The organism is Roseburia zhanii (genome assembly GCF_014287635.1).
Lineage (GTDB): Bacteria > Bacillota > Clostridia > Lachnospirales > Lachnospiraceae > Roseburia_B > Roseburia_B zhanii.
The window spans coordinates 210,099-232,662 of record NZ_JACOPH010000001.1 but is presented as its reverse complement, the minus strand read 5'-3'; the positions used below and the strand labels follow the sequence as shown (position 1 = coordinate 232,662).

Annotated in this window: 22 protein-coding genes; 2 read left to right on the top strand and 20 right to left on the bottom strand. The window is 37.2% G+C overall.

Going from position 1 to position 22,564, the window contains the following annotated elements:
- Positions 1–15: 15 nt before the first annotated feature.
- Genes H8S17_RS01165 through H8S17_RS01145 form a run of 5 tightly spaced genes read right to left on the bottom strand, consistent with a single transcriptional unit; the run spans position 16 to position 5,943 of the window.
- The gene (locus H8S17_RS01165; RefSeq protein ID WP_186865878.1) at positions 16–1,812 is read right to left on the bottom strand and encodes a hypothetical protein; all 1,797 of its coding nucleotides are present in this window, start codon (positions 1,810–1,812) and stop codon (positions 16–18) included.
- 18 nt (positions 1,813–1,830) lie between these two features.
- Positions 1,831–3,423: a ComEC/Rec2 family competence protein gene (locus H8S17_RS16810; protein WP_186865877.1), complete on the bottom strand. Its 1,593-nt coding sequence runs from the start codon at positions 3,421–3,423 to the stop codon at positions 1,831–1,833.
- A gap of 10 nt (positions 3,424–3,433) precedes the next feature.
- Positions 3,434–4,468 (bottom strand): DUF6077 domain-containing protein, encoded by a 1,035-nt coding sequence (locus H8S17_RS01155; protein ID WP_186865876.1) that lies wholly within the window; start codon positions 4,466–4,468, stop codon positions 3,434–3,436.
- A 4-nt stretch (positions 4,469–4,472) separates the two neighbouring features.
- Entirely contained in the window at positions 4,473–4,997 is a 525-nt protein-coding gene (locus tag H8S17_RS01150; protein ID WP_186865875.1) for a GtrA family protein, read from the bottom strand.
- Positions 4,960–5,943, bottom strand: coding sequence for a glycosyltransferase family 2 protein (locus H8S17_RS01145; protein ID WP_330595585.1), 984 nt, complete (start codon positions 5,941–5,943; stop codon positions 4,960–4,962). The genes H8S17_RS01150 and H8S17_RS01145 overlap by 38 nt, the downstream gene beginning before the upstream one ends.
- 246 nt (positions 5,944–6,189) lie before the next feature.
- On the opposite strand from H8S17_RS01145, the gene H8S17_RS01140 reads away from it, so the two are divergent.
- Entirely contained in the window at positions 6,190–6,363 is a 174-nt protein-coding gene (locus H8S17_RS01140) for a hypothetical protein (protein ID WP_186865873.1), read from the top strand.
- On the opposite strand, the gene H8S17_RS01135 is transcribed toward H8S17_RS01140, so the two are convergent.
- Both H8S17_RS01135 and H8S17_RS01130 read right to left on the bottom strand, forming a co-directional pair.
- Positions 6,336–7,028: a response regulator gene (locus tag H8S17_RS01135; protein WP_334298752.1), complete on the bottom strand. Its 693-nt coding sequence runs from the start codon at positions 7,026–7,028 to the stop codon at positions 6,336–6,338. The two genes, H8S17_RS01140 and H8S17_RS01135, sit on opposite strands and share 28 nt — an antisense overlap.
- Positions 6,968–7,351 carry a hypothetical protein gene (locus tag H8S17_RS01130; protein ID WP_186865872.1) on the bottom strand — a complete coding sequence of 128 codons (384 nt, stop codon included), beginning with the start codon at positions 7,349–7,351 and terminating at the stop codon, positions 6,968–6,970. The genes H8S17_RS01135 and H8S17_RS01130 overlap by 61 nt, the downstream gene beginning before the upstream one ends.
- A gap of 357 nt (positions 7,352–7,708) precedes the next feature.
- On the opposite strand from H8S17_RS01130, the gene H8S17_RS01125 reads away from it, so the two are divergent.
- Positions 7,709–7,855 carry a hypothetical protein gene (locus H8S17_RS01125; RefSeq protein ID WP_178051141.1) on the top strand — a complete coding sequence of 49 codons (147 nt, stop codon included), beginning with the start codon at positions 7,709–7,711 and terminating at the stop codon, positions 7,853–7,855.
- Between the two features lie 113 nt (positions 7,856–7,968).
- On the opposite strand, the gene H8S17_RS01120 is transcribed toward H8S17_RS01125, so the two are convergent.
- From H8S17_RS01120 to H8S17_RS01060, 13 genes are all read right to left on the bottom strand, one after another.
- On the bottom strand, positions 7,969–10,845 hold the full coding sequence (locus H8S17_RS01120) for a DUF5722 domain-containing protein (RefSeq protein WP_186865871.1): 2,877 nt from the start codon (positions 10,843–10,845) through the stop codon (positions 7,969–7,971).
- A 63-nt stretch (positions 10,846–10,908) separates the two neighbouring features.
- Positions 10,909–11,832 carry a nucleotidyltransferase family protein gene (locus tag H8S17_RS01115; RefSeq protein ID WP_186865870.1) on the bottom strand — a complete coding sequence of 308 codons (924 nt, stop codon included), beginning with the start codon at positions 11,830–11,832 and terminating at the stop codon, positions 10,909–10,911.
- 174 nt (positions 11,833–12,006) lie between these two features.
- Complete coding sequence (locus H8S17_RS01110; protein ID WP_186865869.1) at positions 12,007–12,915, bottom strand: hypothetical protein; 909 nt, start codon at positions 12,913–12,915, stop codon at positions 12,007–12,009.
- A 174-nt stretch (positions 12,916–13,089) separates the two neighbouring features.
- Positions 13,090–13,962: a hypothetical protein gene (locus H8S17_RS01105; protein WP_186865868.1), complete on the bottom strand. Its 873-nt coding sequence runs from the start codon at positions 13,960–13,962 to the stop codon at positions 13,090–13,092.
- Positions 13,963–14,149: 187 nt separating this feature from the next.
- A complete protein-coding gene (locus H8S17_RS01100; RefSeq protein ID WP_186865867.1) occupies positions 14,150–14,458 on the bottom strand; it encodes a hypothetical protein in 309 nt (102 codons plus the stop codon).
- A gap of 11 nt (positions 14,459–14,469) precedes the next feature.
- The gene (locus H8S17_RS01095; RefSeq protein WP_186865866.1) at positions 14,470–15,444 is read right to left on the bottom strand and encodes an LTA synthase family protein; all 975 of its coding nucleotides are present in this window, start codon (positions 15,442–15,444) and stop codon (positions 14,470–14,472) included.
- Positions 15,422–16,135, bottom strand: coding sequence for a hypothetical protein (locus tag H8S17_RS01090; RefSeq protein WP_186865865.1), 714 nt, complete (start codon positions 16,133–16,135; stop codon positions 15,422–15,424). The genes H8S17_RS01095 and H8S17_RS01090 overlap by 23 nt, the downstream gene beginning before the upstream one ends.
- A 228-nt stretch (positions 16,136–16,363) precedes the next feature.
- Positions 16,364–17,278: a GNAT family N-acetyltransferase gene (locus tag H8S17_RS01085; RefSeq protein WP_186865864.1), complete on the bottom strand. Its 915-nt coding sequence runs from the start codon at positions 17,276–17,278 to the stop codon at positions 16,364–16,366.
- An 8-nt stretch (positions 17,279–17,286) separates the two neighbouring features.
- On the bottom strand, positions 17,287–17,703 hold the full coding sequence (locus H8S17_RS01080; RefSeq protein ID WP_186865863.1) for a MaoC family dehydratase: 417 nt from the start codon (positions 17,701–17,703) through the stop codon (positions 17,287–17,289).
- Between the two features lie 3 nt (positions 17,704–17,706).
- Positions 17,707–18,660, bottom strand: a complete 954-nt coding sequence (locus tag H8S17_RS01075) for a glycosyltransferase family 2 protein (protein WP_186865862.1) — start codon at positions 18,658–18,660, stop codon at positions 17,707–17,709.
- A gap of 23 nt (positions 18,661–18,683) precedes the next feature.
- Positions 18,684–19,814, bottom strand: coding sequence for a dTDP-4-amino-4,6-dideoxygalactose transaminase (gene rffA, locus H8S17_RS01070; RefSeq protein WP_186865861.1), 1,131 nt, complete (start codon positions 19,812–19,814; stop codon positions 18,684–18,686).
- A 22-nt stretch (positions 19,815–19,836) separates the two neighbouring features.
- Positions 19,837–21,447 carry a hypothetical protein gene (locus H8S17_RS01065; RefSeq protein WP_186865860.1) on the bottom strand — a complete coding sequence of 537 codons (1,611 nt, stop codon included), beginning with the start codon at positions 21,445–21,447 and terminating at the stop codon, positions 19,837–19,839.
- Positions 21,447–22,559 (bottom strand): acyltransferase family protein, encoded by a 1,113-nt coding sequence (locus H8S17_RS01060; protein ID WP_186865859.1) that lies wholly within the window; start codon positions 22,557–22,559, stop codon positions 21,447–21,449. Before H8S17_RS01060 ends, H8S17_RS01065 begins: the two co-directional genes overlap by 1 nt.
- Between the last annotated feature and the right edge of the window lie 5 nt (positions 22,560–22,564).

The window sequence follows — 22,564 nt, the reverse complement described above, 5'->3', positions numbered from 1 at the left end:
AACCGTTACCTCTTGTTACTTATCATCCAGTTCTAAGATATATCCGGCTTCATTCTCAAACAGAATCTTGACTGCTTTTTTGCCTAAAACATCTTTGCCATGCAGTTCTTCAAACTGTGTTCCCTTCATCAATACGGCATAGTGTACATCCCAGTCATAATATGCCTGTTTTAATTCTTTTTTCGTATGCCGCCATTCATAGAAATCCGGGAAATCATAACCACTGACACCTTCATACAGATATGTCTGGCCATAATCATTTTCCTCTGTCATCAAAGGTACCATCTTTTCCTCTGAAAGATTATCTGCCACATACTGGAACAGATCAAATACAGAATTATCCAGTCCCTGATGCCCTCTGGTGATAAATGACCAGTCATACTGATACAGGGTAAAAAATTCTGTGCTGTGCATTGCCCCTGTGATACGCTCTGTCGAAGTGACGATCTTGTATTCCACACCGCCATAACAGAGTATAACAAACATGGCAGCCAATGTGCAGTATGCGATCAGGGTTTCTTTTGCCTCTTGCAGCATAACAAATGCAGCCTTAGCTGTTAAAACCCAGCAGAACATCCACAATGGATAATAAGTTTTATAATAATAATAAGTCGATACATGATGTGTCAGTGTTAAAAACAGCATGACACCGGTAAAGCCGAAAAATGCTAAAAAGAATACTACATCCGGTGTAAATCTGCGTTTTTTCAAGGTATAAGCTAACATAAATAATACCGGAAAGATCACCCAGAAGAAATCCATATACAATTCTGTATAAATTCCTCCTGCATTGCCCAATGCTCCGCTGATACTTGTACCGGATGAGATAAAGAACCCATACAGACAGTAATAGAGTCCCATAACTGTCGGAAGTAAAAAGACTTTTAAAGCTAACAGTACATTTTTAACGGTAAAGATCTTGCCTTCTCTTTTCGCCACGATCATCAGATATACAAATGCTGCAACAAATGTCACCGGTGCAAACATCATATAACTTGTCATAACACCAAAGCAGCCTAACATCAGCATGAAAATAGAATATTTTCTTTCTACACAGGCTTCTTCATACAGACGCAGTGTGATCGCAACAAATCCTACCATCATACTTCCTACAGCCCAGTAGCCGAAAGAATAATAGTAACTGAAAAACGGATATCCCATAAAATAGCAGACCGTTAAGAATATTGCAAACACTTTTGAACCTTTTGTCTTTGCAAATCTGCGGATCATCGCTGCAAAGAACAAGGTTTCTAACCATAAGAAGAAACAATCTCCTAAAATATATCCTTTATACCAGTCTGCGATCCGCACAAACGGCTGTATCATTTCCACAAACATCGCATTCTGCAGATGTAAAAAGTACATATTTGTGACTTTCTGGGATCGTACGATCGCTGTTGCTTCTTTTAAATGCAGTCCTGCGTCACTGTTGTAATAGCAGTACAAGAGCTGTGGTGAAAAGATCTTTAAGCTGATCGCCGCCACTGCCACCGTCGTTAATATCAACACGATAAAATCATATTTTTCCCAGATATATTCCTGCCTCATGCCTTCTTTTTTGATCCGCCAGCCTACAAGGACTGCGATCAGAAGATAGATGACTGCCATGGAATAGATATTGATCGGTATATGCAAAGGACTTATCAATCCGGCTGCCACACTTCCCATACTGATCGTGATCAGAAAAGACAGTACCGACCATGTGAATCCGCTCATTGGTTTATGTGATTTACGAAACCGGTAAATATTCACTACACAGGCAATCAATGCTGCCAGATAAAAAACTGTTCCAAAAACTGTTCCGTGTAACATAGATCTTCTCCTTATAAACTATTTTAATATGATCTGGTTCGGTGCTGTGGAAAAACTATAGATCACTGCTCCGCCACTCGCCATCAGATAAGATGTCTTTGGTGTTGTAAACCGTCCGCTGGTATCCTGCATCAGCCAGTCCGGTGCGTCAAAAAATGCCGCTTTTGCCCCGATCGACTGATAAAAATCATCCTTTAAGCCGCCATTTCCATGGTGTCCCATCTGGATATAATCTGCTTTTAGTTCATCTTTATATTTTTTCAGAAGATACTTGCTCATGGATTTTCCGACATCTGCACAAAAGAGCATGGATTCTTCTTTTGCTGTGATCTTAAACATCATAGAGCCATCATTTAAAAGATCGTTCGATAACTCATCTACATAATCATCATATGCATTAAAGATATCAAACGTAAGCCCTGCCACTTCAAAGGTATCTCCTGCATGTACATACGAAAGCTGTTTAATATCTAACTGCAGCCATTGTTCATACACTTCTGTTTCATCCCATGGTGCATTTTCAAGGCATAATTCCGGTGAAGCCATATCGACTGCATAGACTTTATCTATTTTTAATTTTTTCGGATCTTTATAGATTTCCGTAAAAGCTCCTGCATGATCTCTGTGCGGGTGTGTGATGATCCATGCATCTACATGATTGCCAAGTGCTTTTAATAATGCCCTGACATAATCAGCATCCGTCGTCCAGCCACCGTCTACAACGATCAGATGTCCTGCATTATCCTGCATCGTATAAAACATCAGCTGGTTGCCTTCCGGTGAACCATACTGGCTGATCAGCCATTCCCCGTCATAGGCCTGTTTTGTGAGATTCCTGCGGTATACATAATAAGCGGCATTTGCACCTATTTTTTCATAACCTAAAGTACCTAAGGTATCCACTAATGCATCATCTGCCGGATATGCCAGATAGTTGCAGTCTTCCATTGCCGCATACCACGAAATTGCTTCCCAGTTCTTCGTATCCCTGCTCATCAGTCTGAAAAGAGCTGCTGCATTTTCACTTTCTGCCTTATTTCCTTTGATAACCTCGTTGCCATAAGGCATTAAGATATCTGCATCATACTGCCGGATCGTTGTGATCAGATCATTGACAGTGACCAGCTTTTTGTGGCTGATCCCATTCTGTGTGGCATCTGCTTCTATGATGTCACAGATATCGATACTGTCCTGTGGCAGCTTATAATGATTCTGTTTTCTGTCAAAAATATTTCCGTTATAGACATTTGTTCCAGTCAGCACGACCACGACTAACATCATAAACAATAACAGATACCGTCTGCTTTTTTTCTCTGTCTGCATCAGGATCAGCACCGCCGTATAAGCAGTCACGATTGTTGTCGGGAGCAGCCAGAACATTCTCCAGTACACTTCCTGACCGATACACACATTCATAATGATCTTTGCCGTAACCGGGCAGAAACAGACAATAAAAAATAATAATGTATATCCCAAAAACAGATATTTTTTGTCTTTATCTTTTTTGTATACGATAAGATAGATCAGGCTGGCAAAAAACAAAGCCATCTGCATCCCTGTTCCATTATAGGAATCGTACATAGACATAACAATTTGTATGATCTCTTTCACTATATACCCCCTACCGAATCATCAGATATATTCCTGCACAAAGCAGATTAGGCACACAGCAGAGTCCTGTATATACCAGGATCCGAAAACTTCTGTTTTTAAAGGCAAATAAAATGCCAAGCAGTCCGAGCATGACCGCTCCTAACATGATCCCCATGGAAGATACCATACAGCAGGCGCACATCAAAAGAAATAAAAGTACCCAGTCTGCCCGTTTTCCTTCCATCAGAAAGAGCCTGACCGCAAGATACAAGATCAATGGCAGTAATATACCGGCTAAGACCGCTTTCCCCTGCCAGAGCCGGATCAAAAGAAACAAACCGCTTGTCCGTTCACTATATGCCGCAAAAACATGAAGTCCCGCTAACACTGTCAGAAAATATCCTGTTTTTTCTATATCATTTGCAAATAGCGCCCGTCCGATCAAGGCATAGACAGCATATGCCAATACTAAAAATACGATCATAAATACCATATGCGCCATAATTGCCGGATGCGTATCTGTGATACGGCTCAATACTGCATTCCACGCATGAAATGGGGATAGCAGATATCGCGGCGGCAGTTTGCTATACGCTGTTCCGGTATACGGATTGTAAGCAAATATCGTATTCGTTGCAACTGAAGTCGTTGCCGATGCCACAAAAAATGCATCGTCTGCATTCGAATACTGATAACGGATATATACGGCGATCTGTCCCATAAGTAACAGCAGTACCGCCCAGATACAAGGCGTAAACTTCCGTATCCCACCGATGGTATCATTTATCACAAGTACGATCCGTTTCCGGTTTAAGATCAGAGAAATAACCGCAGCCACACCTAAAATGCCCAGATACAGTCCGGTCAGAAGTGTCAGTGACTGGCGCATAAATATCAGCGGCAAGGCCATGATCTCAAATATTCCAAACATGATGATATATCCGGCTGCCATCTGTAATAACAGATTCTCTTTTTCTTCTTCGATAAATCTTGTATAAAGAAGTCCTAATAAAAACGGCAGCAGTCCTAAAAAGACTGCGATCAATATCAGACTTTTTACCATAATCTTACCTTTCGCTTTTAAATGCCCAGAATTTGTTGATCAGAAAGTTGAGCGGTACACTGACAAGCAGATTGATGATCGGTGCCACAAATTCTGAAATTCCTAACATTTTCACCCATAATACCATTAAAAAGCTGTTCAAAAACAATCCTGTAAAGGAGTATGACACATAAGTCTTTAACAGTGCCTTTAATACAGAACGGTTTTCTCCCTCTCCTACTGCAAATACAAATTTATTGTTCCAGAAAAACGACCACAGTACGCTTAACACAAATCCAATACCGGTAGCGATCAGATAATCGTACGCTTTCCACAGATGATTTTTTTGCAAAAAAAGCAATGCACCCGCATAGATCACATAATTGACTACAGTATTGCTGACACCGACCAGCCCGAATTTCACAAACTGCATAAATCCATCTATGACATCTTCTGTCAATTCTTTATGCAAAGCAGTATACAAAAGCCGTAAACATCCTACGACGATCTTCTCAATCAGTTTCCACAGACATGATCCTATTTTCTTCATCGATACCCTTTTTCCTCTTATGTGTATTACTCTCTTTTGTAATGTAGATCGGACGATCTTTTACTTCTAAATATGTCTTTGCGAGATATGAACCCAATATGCCGATGCACAAAAGCTGTATACCGCCTAAAAACATCGTGATACATACCATGGACGGCCAGCCAAAAGCCGAACCGCCATATAAAAGCTGGCGTACGATAATGAAAATGATCGCTACTGCGGCAACAAAACACATCAGCACGCCTAACAACGCTGCGATCGATAATGGCATCGTAGAAAATGCCACAATTCCATCGATCGAATATAAAAACAGTTTCCAGAATGACCATTTCGTTTCTCCTGCAACCCGTTCCACATTTTCAAATTCCAGCCACTTAGTCCGAAATCCTACCCAGCCGAACAATCCTTTCGAAAAACGGTTATATTCTTTCATTTCTAAGATCGCATCTACAAACTGCCGGTTCATCAAACGGAAATCTCTTGCTCCGTCCACAATATCTGCCTGTGAGATCTTCCGCATCAGCCGGTAAAACATTCTTGCAAAGAATGAGCGGATCGGCGGCTCTCCTTTTCGGTCTACCCTTCTGCTTGCCACGCAGTCATATCCTTCTTCTGTGATTGCCTGATACATCTTAGGCAGCAGGGAAGGTGGGTCTTGCAGATCTGCATCCATGATCGCAGTCAGTTCCCCGGTTGCATGTTCTAATCCTGCGTAAATAGCAGCTTCTTTTCCGAAGTTTCTTGAAAATGATACATATTTTATACGTTTATCTTGTTCTGCCAGTTTCTTTATGATTTTTAATGTACCGTCTTTTGAGCCGTCATTCACAAATAGTAATTCCAACTCTACCCCCGGCATAGATGGCATAACTTTACAGATCTCCTCATAGAAGAAATGCAATGCCGCTTCCTCATTATAGCACGGAACAATTACTGTCAGTTTCATCTGTATCTCCATTTCGTAGTAACATAGATTAACCCTTATAAATCATTTTATTATACCGTCAAATCTCCTATATGTCAAATAAGCACCCTTGCAACAGCAAGGATGCTTATGGCTCTGTTAAGAATCTGTATAGTTTTTATTTACTGGTGTAAGATTTATATGAAAATCTCTTTTGTCTTCTCCACCTATCCCCAAAAACCGTTATATTAGTAAACAACATTTTTAAAATAAAAGGGGGATTCCACTATGAATTTAAGCAGTACACTCGACTATGTCATTGCCATTTCAGGCTTTTTAATCATCATAACAAGTTTTGCATGGAACATCTATGATGTCTTTCTGCGTAAATCCATTCATCATCTTGCAGAGATCAGACACGAGGAGCATATTGCTCAGTCTTCCGATTCTGCCATCCGGTAACCAACTCCGGATTCCGTAAAAATGTATTTTGGTTCCGCCGGATCATCACCGATCTTCCGGCGGATATTTGTCATATTCACCCGGAGGATCTTATTATTTTCCGATACATACGGTCCCCAGATCTTTTCTAACAGCATCTGATATGTAACAACTTTACCGGAGTTCATTGTCAGATATTCCATGATACGGTATTCTACCGGTGTCAGGTGTATCTGTTTTCCATCTACTATGACTAATCTCCGTTCATAATCAACTTTCAGGCCATCATATTCATATACATTCTTAGAACCGTATTTCCTGCGGTAACGCAGTGCACAGCGAATCCTTGCCATCAGTTCTTCGGAACCAAATGGTTTGGTGATATAATCATCAGCACCTGCATCTAATGCACTTACCTTATCTTTTTCTTTTCCTTTTGATGATACTACGATCATCGGGCAGTCAGAAACCGACCGGACTTTCTTAATAATATCCATTCCATCCATATCCGGCAGGATCAGATCTAATAATACCAGATCCGGACAGCCGTTTGTGATCTGTGTGATCCCATCTTTTCCGCTTTGTGCCGCAAAAAATTTATATCCCTTTTGAATAAACATTCTCTTTAAATAATACTGTACCTCTTTTTCCTCATCGATTGATAAAATTCTGAATTTTGTTCCAATTTCCATTCTCTTAAACCTCCTGTTTTGTAATATTTTCCATTTGCAAAACGGGATTTCTTTTTACCATCGATCCAGTGGATAAAGACGACTACCCGAAAAAAAGAGATTCGTTTTTCACTAAAATAAAACAGGCACTCCCAAAATGCCATAAATAAAAACAGGACTATGATACTTATGGCAGATATAAGCGTTGCCGTACATACCGTTTCGGCTGCTTTCGGATTGACCCTGCGGACCACTGCATCTGCCTGAAAATCATCTATCTTCTGAAGACTGCAGACCGGCAGCAGCCAGTCATCCCCGGTATCTTCTGTCTGTGTCATACCTTCCTGCTGCATACTGTGCAGACAAGGTTTAAATGAAACCGTATCGATGTTCTTTATCGTCCCTAAAATGCCTATCAGAAAAAAGAATGCGATCATTGCACATATGATTTTTCTATAACGATTTCTTTGCACCTTACGTTTCACCACCTTTTCTGATTTTTCCTAGAGACATTATAACAGATAATTTCTATATCAACACTCTCTTTTTATATTTTTCATATTTTTTAGCACTTTCTTAACTATGCTGTGCAAAGAGATTTCCCTGAAAGCATAAATATTCCGCTAAAAAAACAGCACTTTTTCAATATTCTTTTTCTCAACTGCTATATTCTATGCAGAAGGGAGGCACATATTATGGAATTCATCGTAAAATTTTTGCTGATCATCTTTATTGCAGTTGTCGGCGGTCTTCCATGTCTGTATATGGCTATCAGTATGCCGGCTGTTCTCATTTGGAAAGTTTACCGTAAAGTGAAATATCATATTTCCATCTGGGACTGATCAAACAGACATCTCAGATTCCCGAGGTGTACCTTATATCTGTGTTATGGCATGGTTATAAGGATAAAGCGCAGAAGCATTTTGCTTCTGCGCCCTTTTTATTTTGTAACAATTCAGTTTTCTGTTCCGGCTTCGGTCGGCTGAATTTCTGTACCGATGCTCTCTGTCCCTGTTTCCGTCGGCTGAGTTTCTGTTCCGGTGCTCTCTGTCCCTGTTTCCGTCGGCTGAGTTTCTGTTCCAGTGCTCTCTGTTCCTGTTTCCGTCGGCTGAGTTTCTGTTCCGGTGCTCTCTGTTCCTGTTTCCGTCGGCTGAGTTTCTGTTCCGGTACTCTCTGTTCCTGTTTCCGTCGGCTGAGTTTCTGTTCCGGTACTCTCTGTTCCTGTTTCCGTCGGCTGACTCTCCGTTTGCTGTACTTCTGTCGTTGTTTCTGTAGATGCCGGTTCCGTTGATTCCGTTGTTTCAGAAGTTTCCGTAGTCGGAGTCACATCACTGGCCGTGGTAGTATTAGCAGTATCATTTGGCTGGAAAGTGATTGACAGCACATTCGAATAATCACTGCATCTTCCATCTGGATAAACTGCACGTACCCTGAACTGATAAGTTTCTCCTGTCGCAAATGGGTATTTCTTTTGGTCAGTATCTTTACATTTCTTCATTGTATAAGTAAGTGCTGCCAGCGTTTTCTGCCATACAAATGATCCATCCGATCCGCTCTTTGTATAGATACGGTAATCTGTCAGATTCTGCCACTGTGTCCAGTTCAGTAGAATCTTATCACCTACGATCGTCGCTGTCAGATTGATACGTGCTAATTTATTTGTCGGCTCTGAAAACTTACCATATCCATTTACGCCATTCGTTGTAACAAACGCCCTTACTTTATAATAGTAAGTAGTTCCTGATAATGTCTGTGCATCTTTGTAAGTTGTCTTGCTGCTTCCTGCTGTACCGATCAGACTGTATTCTCCATCAAGTGCTGTTGCACGGTAGATTTCATAACCGGCAACTCCGGTTAATTTTTTCCATGCAACTGTGATCTCATTACCATTCACGCTGCATTTATCTGTATTGACTGTCACCTGTCCACATGTAACCGTAACGGACACTGCATCTGAAAGTGATCCGTACAGGCGAGTCCTCTTATTCGCATCCGAAGAATCCGGTGCATCTTTATACATCCGGATCTGATACTGATACGTGCTGCCTGTCGTCAGATTCTTATCCGTATACGTTACTGTTGAATTACCGGCAATCGTATCTAACAGACTTCCATCACGATAGATCTCATATCCATCTCCTGCACTCTGTTTTTCCCAGCTGATCTTCACAGATGTTGTTGACATAGACTCCACATCTGTAATAACCGCTTTTGTCCGCTTTGACTCCATTCTGGTAAACTTACTGCGTTTCAATCCACTGATCTTCGTCCATTTTTTCAGATTTGTATATTTCACAAGCGGATCGGTAAATTTGAACGAATCCTTTGTATCAATATACTGGAATACATTCCAGATCAGACGTTTTACATGCCAATTGTCACATAAGCCCCAATAATAACCAACCTTTGTTTCTTCCGGATGATCAAATTCACGGCCATAGATAAATGCCTCGACCATACTGTTTGCTTCACAAAGATAATAAGCATATGCATAGGCTGCCGCCTGCACAGCTTCTCCTTTTGTCGTATTAAAGGACTGCTCGGAAAACATGACAGTACATTTTTTACCAAAATTTTTCTTTGCATACTTCGTCAGCACATTCAGATTTTTAAAGTTGATGATCTTCGCACTTGTAGAATTTGTTGCCCAGGAATCATCCCAGAATACCGGATCTGCCATTCCCTGCGGATATGCATGAAAAGCGATCTGGAAATCAATTTTTCCCTGCTCTTTTAATTTTGCATAGAACTTATCCACAACCGCCTTCGATGTAAAATAGCGGTTTCCGCTTCCATCCACATCCCTGTTCCAGTTGTTATCCAGACTGATATAGACTTTGGCATTTTTACTCACACTTCTGACTGCATTGTAACAGATCCGAAAAGCACGCGCATAATTTTTCATATAAATATTTAAGCTCTTATTACCACCAAAATTCCAAATGCACGCACTATTGACCTCATTTCCTAAGATCCATCCACAGACTAGATTATCCTTCGTTCCGTATCTGCCTGCCAAATAGGTCATGACTGCTTCAAATGTCCGGCAGCCTGCTTTTGAAGTTGTATTAAACGACGAAAACTTCGTATAGGAATATCCTCCATACTGCATGGACTTCGTTCCCGAAGATGCTGCATCCTTTGGCAGGAGCAGAATTACCGTCACACGGACTCCTGCTGCATTGTAAGCCTTGACCTGTTCATCGTTCCGCTGTAACTGGTCGGCATCCAGATAATAGGTCTTTCCTCTATACTTATATGCGACCTTGTTGACTGCATTGTCATTTAACAATGAATTTAATGTCCAGTTGACAACCGCATGTTTTGTTCCTACTTCTAAAGCATCCGATAACTCTTCTACCTGAAGTCCTTTTTTAGAAGTGGCTGTCGGTCCTTTCCCTTTATAACCGGCAAGCACTTCCGGATTCGTGATATATCTCGCATCACTGACTACCTGATATTTACTTCCAGACTTATATGCCACAACAAATTTCTGATATAACATGGAACTTTTATAGTTGATCTTAAATTTAATCGTTCCTTTTTTTGTTTTGGCAGATGCAAGCGGTGTTGCACTTTTCTTACCACTTTCTGAATTATATGCATTCAGCTTAAGAAGATATAACTTCTTCCCCATTGCACTTGTCTTTTTCTTTACCTTTGCTTTGACTGTCAGTTTTTTCCCACTGGAATTTAACTTACAGGAAGTCATGGTAACATTCTGTTCTGCTGCCTCTGCCTGTAATGGTACAGCAAATATCACAGCCATCGAAAGTATCATTCCGATCGCTGCAATTGCAAGTCTTATCCTATGCGCAATTCTTTTCTGCATGATTTATCCTCTCTTACTTTGTTACCGGATGATCATTTTAGCAGCATCCGTTTTACCTTTGTACTACTCAAATAACTTTTTCTGATAAATCCCCTGCTCAACAAGTCCATGAATGGCATCCATGACACTCTGCTTATCTTCCTGATATGTAACACCAAACCACTTGTCCTGTGTTTCTAATACTTTTACGGCTGCCTTCTTTTCCTGTAAAAGTTTATCAATGATCTTCGGCAACAGGTATTCTGCTTTCAGGTCCCCCGGCTTGATCCCTGCTAAAAACCGCTGAAATCCACTCTCTAATTCTTCGAAAAAGTCCGGATATAATCCCCACATATTCATCGATACATGTTTATCTTCCTGAATTTCGAAAATATCTCCGGATTCTGTCTGACCACACAATCTGCCATCCCGATACTGGATCTCATAAGTTTCCGTTACCTTTATCAGATTTTCTTCTGCATCGACTTCACAAAGACCTCTTGTTACTCCCCCATTTTCACTCAAGGTATTCTTTAAAATAAAGCCTGCCATACAGATATCATATCCGTCTGTCTTTTTTCCTGCATCCGCTACCAGATAATCGTGCAGCTTGACAAATGCTTCTTTGCCATAATAATCATCTGCATTGATAACGGCAAATGGATGCTCTACTAACTCTTTTGCAGCTAGTACAGCCTGTCCTGTGCCCCATGGCTTTGTACGCTCCGCTGGTCTTTCATAGCCTTCCGGCAGATCATCTAACTCCTGAAAAGCGTACTTAACCGGAATGACTTTCTCGATCCGGTTGCCGATGATCTCCTTAAAATCTTTCTCCAGATCATGGCGGATAATAAATACGACCTCATCAAATCCGGCTTCGATTGCATCATAGATGGAATAATCCATAATAATCTCACCGCTCGGTCCAACCGGTGTAAGCTGTTTGATACCACCGCCAAACCGGCTGCCAATGCCTGCCGCCATAATTACTAATGTTGTTTTCACCATAGAATCTCCTATTCCTTTGTAGATATTTTATAACCGTTTCGTACATACATGTACTATTATAATGATTTATTATAACAGATTTTCAGCAGGTTGGAAGGTATAAAATTATAACATTATTTTTAATTTTTAAATGCAAATGGGGTTTTTTTTATGCTGTTGTATGCAATTTGTATTTTATATTCTGACTGGTTCTTTGCTATATTTGTCAAAATACTCTTTTGCTGTTTGTTCGGATATATTTAATTTCGTCCGCAGACGGTGAAATATCTGCTCCTTAGAAAGACCACATTCTAAGCCCATACTGACAATTTCGGATGCGATCCCTTTTTCAATGCCTAACCGTGTTCCTTCCTCAATTCCCTCTGCCAACCAGATCTCACGTTCACTTTTCAAATGCTTTTCTTCATCATATTCAAAGATACTCATCTCTATCGCCTCCGCCCGGTTTTTTCTCAAAAAATCTGCTAAGATTCCCTGCCTGATACAGCTATCTACCGCTGATTCCACTGCTTCTGCCAGCGGCATTTCTTTTGCATATTCTCTGACTACCTCTACATATTGTGCGTATTCATTTAGTGTCTGACATGCTTCTAACAATTTTTGATTGTGACCATAGTTGATATTGTAGACAGTTACAGTCAGTTCTAATTCCACTTCCTCTAACTGTTTCTCATAAGCATCCGATAACCGCAGGGTCTGTTTCTCCGGCTGTTCATCTGTTCCGTTATAAAATACTACAAACTTCGGTGTCGGCAGTTTAATCTGTCTTGAACTGTATATATCCTGATCTTTCATCTGTCCCTGTAACACCTTACTTACATAGATCAGATCCCGAAGCGGCATATTCTGATTCACTGTTGACTGATGTTCATAAATACTTAATGTAAAGTCAAATACAAACGAAACATCATTCTTGTAATTCATATACACCGCATCCTGAAGTGTCGTGATCATAAGTCCATCCACATCCTCATATGCTGTTCCATTCACTGCATTATACAGGCTAAGCAGTTTTTCCCTGTCTTGAAACAGCATCCGGAATACGGTATCTTTGTAGTTACGATTCACCTTGTTCTCTGTCATCTGTTGTCCTCCTTATGTTGCAGGAGCATTCTTTAAACCCCTGCTTTTTTCTGTTATTGGATTAAAAGCATGAGTTTTCTGAATTTTTAGATATTAAGAGATTGTTGATATGATTTTAGAAAATATGCTTTGCCTAATTGTAGCATAAAGGATTGTTGTATGCAATTTATATTTTTATATTCTGACCGGCTCTTTGCTATATTTGTCAAAATATTCTTTTGCTGTTTGTTCGGATATATTTAATTTCGTCTGCAGACGGTGAAGTATCTGCTCCTTAGAAAGACCACATTCTAAACCCATACTGACAATTTCGGATGCGATTCCCTCTGCCAACCAGATCTCACGTTCACTTTTCAAATGCTTTTCTTCATCATATTCAAAGATACTCATCTCTATCGCCTCCGCCCGGTTTTTTCTCAAAAAATCTGCTAAAATCCCCTGCCTGATACAGCTATCTACCGCTGATTCCACTGCTTCTGCCAGTGGCATCTCTTTTACATATTCTCTGACTGCCGCTACATATTGTGCATACTCTTTTAGTGTCTGACATGCTTCTAACAATTTTTGATTATGACCATAGTTGATATTGTAGACAGTTACAGTCAGTTCTAATTCCACTTCCTCTAACTGTTTCTTGTAAGCATCCGATAACCGCAAGGTCTGTTTCTCCGGCTGTTCATCTGTTCCGTTATAAAATACTACAAACTTCGGTGTCGGCAGTTTAATCTGTCTTGAACTGTATATATCCTGATCTTTCATCTGTCCCTGTAACACCTTACTTACATAGATCAGATCCCGAAGCGGCATATTCTGATTCACCGTCGACTGATGTTCATAAATACTTAATGTAAAATCAAATACGAATGAAACATCATTCTTGTAATTCATATACACCGCATCCTGAAGTGTCGTGATCACAAGTCCATCCACATCCTCATATACAGTTCCATTCACCGCATTATACAGGCTAAGCAGATTTTCCCTGTCTTGAAACAGCATCCGGAATACGGTATCTTTGTAGTTACGATTCACCTTGTTCTCTGCCATCTGTTGTCCTCCTTATGTTGCAGGAGTATCCCTAAAACTCCTGCCTTTTTTCTGTTATTGGATTAAAAGCATGAGTTTTCTGAAGTTTTAGATATTAAGAGATTATTGATATGATTTTAGAAAATATGCTTTGCCTGATTGTAGCATAAAGGATTGTTGTATGCAATTTAATTTTATCCTAAATCTGTTACTCATATAATTCCGCTAGACGTTTTCCCTTATCAAACAGGTTATTATATTCAAAAATCTGATAGTCATCTAACAATTTCTGACATGGATTGTCCTCACCTATCAAATGCCGCTGATTTTCTTTATCCAGATATCCAAAATAATTAACTGCAGGAACTTCTTTTTCAAGTTCTAATAAATATCGATTATACACTGGCATATCCATTCCTATTGCCTCTAATAGATAACTGCCAAGATAATTTGTACTTGTATATGCTTTTTCTTCTATATCCAATGGATAATTAGACCAGAGCATATATGGAGTCATATATTTGTTCATTAAAAATCAGAGAAATTCTCATTCGTGATTTCAGTTCCGTATGCCATCTCATAAAATCCATCTTCTAATTTCGGCTGGTGATCTCCAAAAAGCAGGATCACTGTCTTTTCATCCACTTTGGAAAAGTAATCCAGTAAATATTTCAATGCCACATCAGATTCTTTCATAAGGCTTAAATACTGCTCCGTCTGTGGATATATACCGGGGCAGTCTGTTAATGACACGGTACTTTCGTATTTATCATAGTCATAGCCGCCATGATTCTGCATCGTCACATTGAAAATGAATAATTTTTCTCCTGGTTCTTTTTCTTCATACATTTTAATCAGACTTTTATAATCTGATTTGTCAGATGCATATTTTCTTATTTTTTTGATCTTCACATCATCTTTGCCATAATATGCATCAAATCCATATATATCATATACATTCACACGATTATAATTATCTTTACGATATGGGTGAAATGCTATTGTACGATACCCTTGCTGTTTAAACTGAGAAACAATCGAAGAATCACCTTTATTCACATACATTTGATATGCTACTGCACCAGAAGGAATACTGACAACGGAATTTCCTGTAAGAAACTCAAATTCAGAATTTGCTGTACCGCCTCCATATACAGATACATATACATACCCTCTTTTAATATTACCTGATTCATTATAAAAATTTTCTAACACATCATCGGATGTATTAAAATCCCCCAATACCGACAGATCTGAAAAAGATTCATTCATAACTACAATAACATTTTCCGGAAGTCCGACTGCCTTATCTTCTTTTTGAGGAACACTTTCTGCCATCTGCCTGACATACTCTAGCGAATATCCCTCCGGCTCTTTCACTTTTAAATAGCAGATACTCTGCATTGTACATGCCATATATCCATTCGTCTGATATGTCAGATTGAAACGGAAAAAATCAAGCCCTGCTGAACCTGCCTTTTCAAACAGATTTCCTGCAAACATCCCCCTGTATCGAACAATATATACAGACACATGTAAATACTCCATATGTTATACGGTATTTCCAATTTAAAAATCGAAATTCCATATTAAGTATCCACAGATTGCAAAGAAGCATTAACAGCCCCATTAAAACCATATTAACAGTCAATATATATTCATACTCGCCTGCTACGGATGCTGCTGTCTTAAATGATTTCAGATCCATGAGCATGATCGGCTGTTCACGAAACTGTACGACAAATGCATTCGCCACAGCAAACAGATATGTAAACGAATTTAAAAATATTACAGTAAATCGTACTCTGTTTGTCAATGCAAATACTACCGCATATAAGAGATACCAGATCATAAGATTCAGCAATACCAACCCAACCTTATTATGCAGGATTGTAAAAAAATTACCAGCAACCATCTCAAACATAAAAAAACTGATTACCGGCATAATACACAATGTCAAAACTGCTAAAATTTCTGAAGCTTTCTGATATTTGATCTTTCCTGACCACATAATTACCGTACAGATCAGACCAGCTAATAAAACATAGGCACATAATGGTGCTGCCTGATACACTGAAATAGTCCTACCTGTATAATCTTCCGTAACAAGCATCTGTGATTTTATTGCAATCAGTAACAGAAGAAGTCCCCCAGCGGTAACACAGGAGACTTCTGATTTTCTTTTGTGAAACATGAGCGTACCTCTTACTTTTCTACAAATTTCTCCATTATTGCATTTCATATACATTCTGATATTTGCATATTTTGGGGTAGAAAAGAATATTCCTACCTTTTCAGACTCAACGTCGCATACAGATGTAAATCTTTTGACCATAGACGGTGTAAAACCACTCTTTAGGGAAAATCATACTTTTATCCAGCTTAGTTCTTTCTTGCTCATTTCCAATATAACTTATGGTAGTTATTCACTTAATATATGAAAATTATAAATCGAATAAAACGGCTTTAAACCTATTGAATTCCAAACACCCTGTACGATAAAATTATCAAATTGCGTACTGGTGATAAAACTCTTTCCATTCTCATTTGCATAATTCACAATATACGAAATCATGGCACGGTATGCACCTAATTTTCGATGTTTATTTTCTACAGCAGATAATACTCCTTCTACAGCGTGCTCTTTTTCTGCTATTGTCACAAAACCAATAGGACTTCCTTCATATTCGGCAATAATCACATTTTTATCATTACATTCATTTAAACTGCTTTCAATCCAATTTTCATATATTTTACCAGCTTTCTCCTCTGTAACATAGGATAAATGATACTGTCCCTGATAAGATTCAAATGATTTATATGTCATATCCATTAAAGTATTTTTATGTTTTTCAATATAGCTTGAATTTCCAAAGAATACTTTTAATCCATCTTTGAGCTGATTACTTACACTTTTTCCAGAAATAATCTCCTCTACAGTACCACCACAGAAAATCCCACCTTGAAAAACTACATTATATGCCTTTATAATATCAACAATATGAGAAGGTATTCTAAAATTATAATACCCTTTATTTTTCTCTATTCTTTCCTTCAATTTTTTTAACAATTCAATAATACAGTTCATCTGTTTTTCATTATGCATTGTATCTACATTTGCACATAAAAAACGAACTACATAGAACTCACCCTTATACAAATTAGATAACGGAATATTTTTAGTTACCATGCATCCTACTAATAAATCATCTGTTTCTTCATAAATTGTAAGTTTTTCTTTCTCTTTTCTTATAAGATTTCCAATTTCCGCATAATCCCTTTTTAAAAACCCTTCTGCCAAAGTAAAATTGTCATCAATAAAAGATACCATCGCCATTTTCCTCCCTAACGCCTTACCATAACCAACGCAGTTCCTGTAATCACTTTTTCTTCATGCTGATTAAAACATTCTGTTTTTAAAGTAACTCTCGCTTTTTCCTCATTGATCGAATCAGCTTCAATACGCACCTTTATAGTATCACCATATCGTACAGGTTTTACAAACTGCAAATCCTGTTTCATATAAATTGTTCCTTCTCCCGGGAAATCATTTCCGATTACCCCTGAAATAAAACTAGCAACTAACATTCCATGTGCAATCTTTCCTTTAAACATGGTATTATTTGCATACTCTGCATCTAAATGAACAGGGTTAAAATCTCCTGAAAGCTCAGCGAACTTTCTCCCCATATCTTCATCAATATAAAATTCTTTTTCTACATAATCAGTAACTTTTATATCCCGAATACTATATGAACCCATACATTAACCTTCTCTTTCTTCTTCATTCAACGGATTGATACATTCTCTAATCACATACTGCGGTGCTTTATTCATACTTATATAGATTCTTCCTATATACTCACCAATCATACCTAATACCATCAATATTAGTCCACCCATCAAGAAAATAGCCGCTATTGTCGAACTCCATCCGACAGGAACATTTATATTTATAATTTTATTTATTATCGTATAAATAACAAACAAAAAACCTCCTATAGCCGATACAAAACCTAATAAAGTGGCTATTCTCAATGGTTTGATAGAAAATGCGGTAAATCCATTTAACCATAACCCTAGGAGTTTTTTCATAGTATAACCAGACGTTCCAATCTCTCTAGACCTATGTTGTACAGACACATTTCCAATATTTCCAGTTGTTCTTAATACCAGCCCCGGCAAATATGGATATGGATTTTCATATTCAAGAATTTTCTCAATAACGAATCTTCTTGCAACAAAATAACTAGAAAGATATAGATCTTTTGGCTTTCCTAACAAATGCTCTGCCATCATGCTATTTATCTTACTTCCAAAATTTCGAAATGAAGAATGTTCTTTTGTTTCATACTCTGCATAAACCACATCATAACCTTCTTCTAATTTTGATAACATTTTTTCAACTTCATCAGCCGGTGTCTGCCCATCATCATCAAGACAGCATACAACATCTGTATCATCACTCAAATAGGAAAATCCTGCCATAATTGCAGCATGTTGACCAAAATTTTTTGCCATATTCACCGCAGTCACCCCATGATGTGTTTCTGCAATGCTTTTTATCACCTGAAATGTATTATCTGGTGAATAATCATTTACCAATAGAATCTCATACTCAAGATGCATTTTTGATACTGCATCTTCGATTTCCTGCACAACACCATTAATTGTTTTTTCTGATCTGTAACACGGAATTACAAAACCAATTTTTTTCATTCTTCTACCTCATACTGAAATAATCAGACTCTGTAAAATGCTTTCACATGTTTTACAACTGTATGAATATCTTCTTCTGTTAAATTATAATACATTGGCAAACGCATAATCCTTTCGCTTTCCTTTGTTGTATAACAGTCTTCTCCATAAAACCGACCATATTTCTTTCCGGCTGGTGCATTATGTAACGGAATATAGTGAAATACTGCCATAACTCCATTCTCTTTTAAATAACTGATCAATGCACTTCTTTCACTCAGATCCTTTGTTTTTACATAAAACATATGTGCATTATGAACACAATCTTCAGGCACAACTGGTAAATCTATCAATCCACGTTCCTCTAATGGTTTCAACATTTCATAATATAAATCCCATGAATAGCGTCTATTTTCATTTATCATTTCTGCTTCTGATAATTGTGCCCATAAATACGCTGCATTCAATTCACTCGGTAAATATGAAGATCCTGCCTCTACCCATGTATATTTATCAATCTGACCTCTAAAAAATTTACTGCGGTTTGTTCCCTTTTCCCGAATGATCTCTGCATCTTCTGCATTTTTTTCATCTTTGATCAGCAATGCTCCGCCTTCTCCCATGGAATAATTCTTTGTTTCATGAAAGCTGTAGCAGCCATAATCACCAATCGTTCCTAATGCCTTTCCTTTATATGTACTCATAATTCCCTGTGCTGCATCCTCTATTACATAAAGATGATGACGTTTGGCAATATCCATTATCGTATCCATTTCACAAGATACTCCAGCATAATGTACCGGCACAATTGCTTTTGTCTTTTCTGTAATCGCACCTTCAATCAGCGATTCATCGATATTCATTGTATCAGGACGAATATCAACGAAAACAGCTGTTGCTCCTCTCAGCACAAATGCATCTGCGGTTGAAACAAATGTATAAGATGGCATGATCACCTCATCTCCCGGTTGTATATTACAAAGCAATGCTGCCATTTCTGTAGCATGTGTACAGGAAGTAGTAAGAAGCGCTTTGCTTGTTTTTGTCTTATTCTCTAACCACTCTGAGCACTTCTTTGTAAATACACCATCCCCGCATATCTTATGATTTGCAATCGCTTCTTCAATACATTCTTTTTCTTTACCAATACATGGTGGTACATTAAAATTAATCACTTTTTCTTCCTTCCTACTTAAATCAATTAAGATTTTGAAAATGGTAAATATTGAATCCATGATCCCTAATCGGATTCTTATATTGCTGAAAACTGCATTTTTCATCAGTTACTATAACTAAATCCTCTCCCATAACAGTATCATAAGTAAATACATATAATTCATTATTATACCAGACATACATCTTATTATCTCTATAATAAATTCGATTTTGCTTATCTGACACTTCCTTATTTGAAATAACAGCACCATTTCCACAATATGCTGAGAACTGTGTCCAATATGAATCATAAAATGCCATAGAATTTATGGTTTTAAACATATCCTCTGATACAAATTCTGTATTTCCAAACCATTTAAACATATCCGTTTTCAAACAATTTTCCATCTGTTCTAAACGATTAAAATTTCTATTTTGTTCCTGCGAAAAAACACCATTTGAAAATTGTATTCCAGTCAATATCACACAAATACATACCGCCGCCATAACTATCTTCCAATTATCTTTTAAAAGAAACCAAACTATATAACAGATTATCAAAACTGCAAAATAATAAGAAAAGTATGTTACCGGTAAAGCAACAAATCCATTTTCCCCAACTCCTCCTTGATACATTTCTGACACTGCTATAGGAAGCGAAGGAAGAATCATGCATATGATACTGCTAATAATAACTCCAATATGTTTTTTCCATATCATTTCAGTTTTGTTCAATTTTCTTTTTCCAAATAAATTAAACAAAACATATATAAATGAAATTACCAGAATACCAACTCTAAACATTTCTGCAACTGAAAAATTCCAGAATATTTTTAGTAAAAAACGATATTTATCGCTTCCCCAAATGAAAAATCCAGGAATAGCAGCTTTAAAAAGATGTCCAATAATTGCTATAGAGCCTTTTATATCAGATATACCTAATTGATTTCCAGCATAATTTGATACATATATTTTCGAGCACAATATATATGTCACCAAATATAAACAACTAGTAAAAAAAGGTATGCTTAAATAGACAACAATTTTTTTAAACTCTTGTTTTATGTTCATTCGATATAATAAAATAAACAAATAAAGAGGCGTTAACGCAATAAATGCTTCATAACACATCTCTGCTACAAATAATAATATCATTGAAATAAATATTTTAGAGATGTTTTTATTATCTATATAATCTAAAAAGAAGATATATGAAAGTAATAAAAATGCGAACGGGAAATTAAATAATGTACAAAAAGCATTAGGTGCTGTATTTTCAAATGATATCGGCAAAAATGCCACTAAAAAAACTCCCAAAAATATACTAAAATATTTGTCTTTCATTAATTTGTTAACAAGATAAGAAAATAAAAATACATCTAAAAAAATTGAAATAATTTGTACAACTCTAAAGCATTCATTGCCAGAAAACAAAAAACCTAAATAAGATGGAAGTGCTACTACAATAGCTAATGCTCTCCCCTTACTTAACTGCTCCTGCATAAAACTTTTTAGAAAGAATCCAAAACCATTCATAGCGTTAAATCTAGTAGTCAATTCATCCCCGCACATAATTCCCTGATTAAACAATGGTACCATTATCATACAACATAACAGAATACCTATCATCAATAGTTTTTTGTCCTTTATCATCAATTGATCTCCTTATCATAATTACCTATCAAGAAATATATTTTTCCTTTTACATTTGTTACTACCCTTTGTTCCATTTTTTTCATACATATAGGGATAACCATACCCACTATATAATAAACAGGCCATAATCCAACAAAGGTATGCGGAAATGCATTCATAGATTCTGTATTTCCTAAAACATGACAAACTATATAATCTACAAGTTTAAATGAAAGGAAATGCAATGCCATAATATCTAAACTCATTCTACCTGCCAGCGAAAAGATTTTTTCCAACAAAGAACTTTGACATAGAAGTTTTCCAAGACACAAACAAAACCAAATTCCACATAATGTGACTGGATAAAATAATACTTTATTTATTATCATAAAATTAATCAATTCAATAATTCCAATATTACTTTCAATTACAAACACTAATATAGCAAAGCTAATAACTAATCCAAAAACATTGACAATTTTCTTCAAAATTTCTTTATACAAAGCAAAATAATGTCCTAATGCAATAACCGGAACCATCAGATAAGATATTTGGAGATTATATAATAGTCCATATTTTTGATCTACTGTAAATAATCCTGCTATTCCAATTAGAAGATAGCACAAAACCCGTCCTCCATGTTTAAAATAAAGAGAAAAATTTCTAGTCAAATAATTTATTGCTGCATAAAAGCATATAGCAAAAAATAGGACTGGTAAAAACCAAAAAGCAGACAGGAATTCTGCTATGCTATTAAACGTCAATACATTTGTAAATGTGATAAGCCACATACCTCCTGTATACTTATCACCTTGCAATATTCCCATATCAATAAACAGATTACGACATAACATATAGAGAACTGAATAGATAATAAATGGTCTATATAATCCTCTCAATTTTTTTGCAACGAATTTCCAATAATCGTCTACAACATCTTTATACAAATATCCAGTACAAAAGAAAAAAATTGCCAAATGATATAAATATACAAATGCACCAATATGAATTGTATTAGAACCTAGCTGAATATCCCAGCTTGCATGTCCTATGACAATAGAAAATATACCTATTCCCTTTATAACATCTATATATGAATCTCTTTGCACTTTTTCGATATTTTCTGTCATATCAT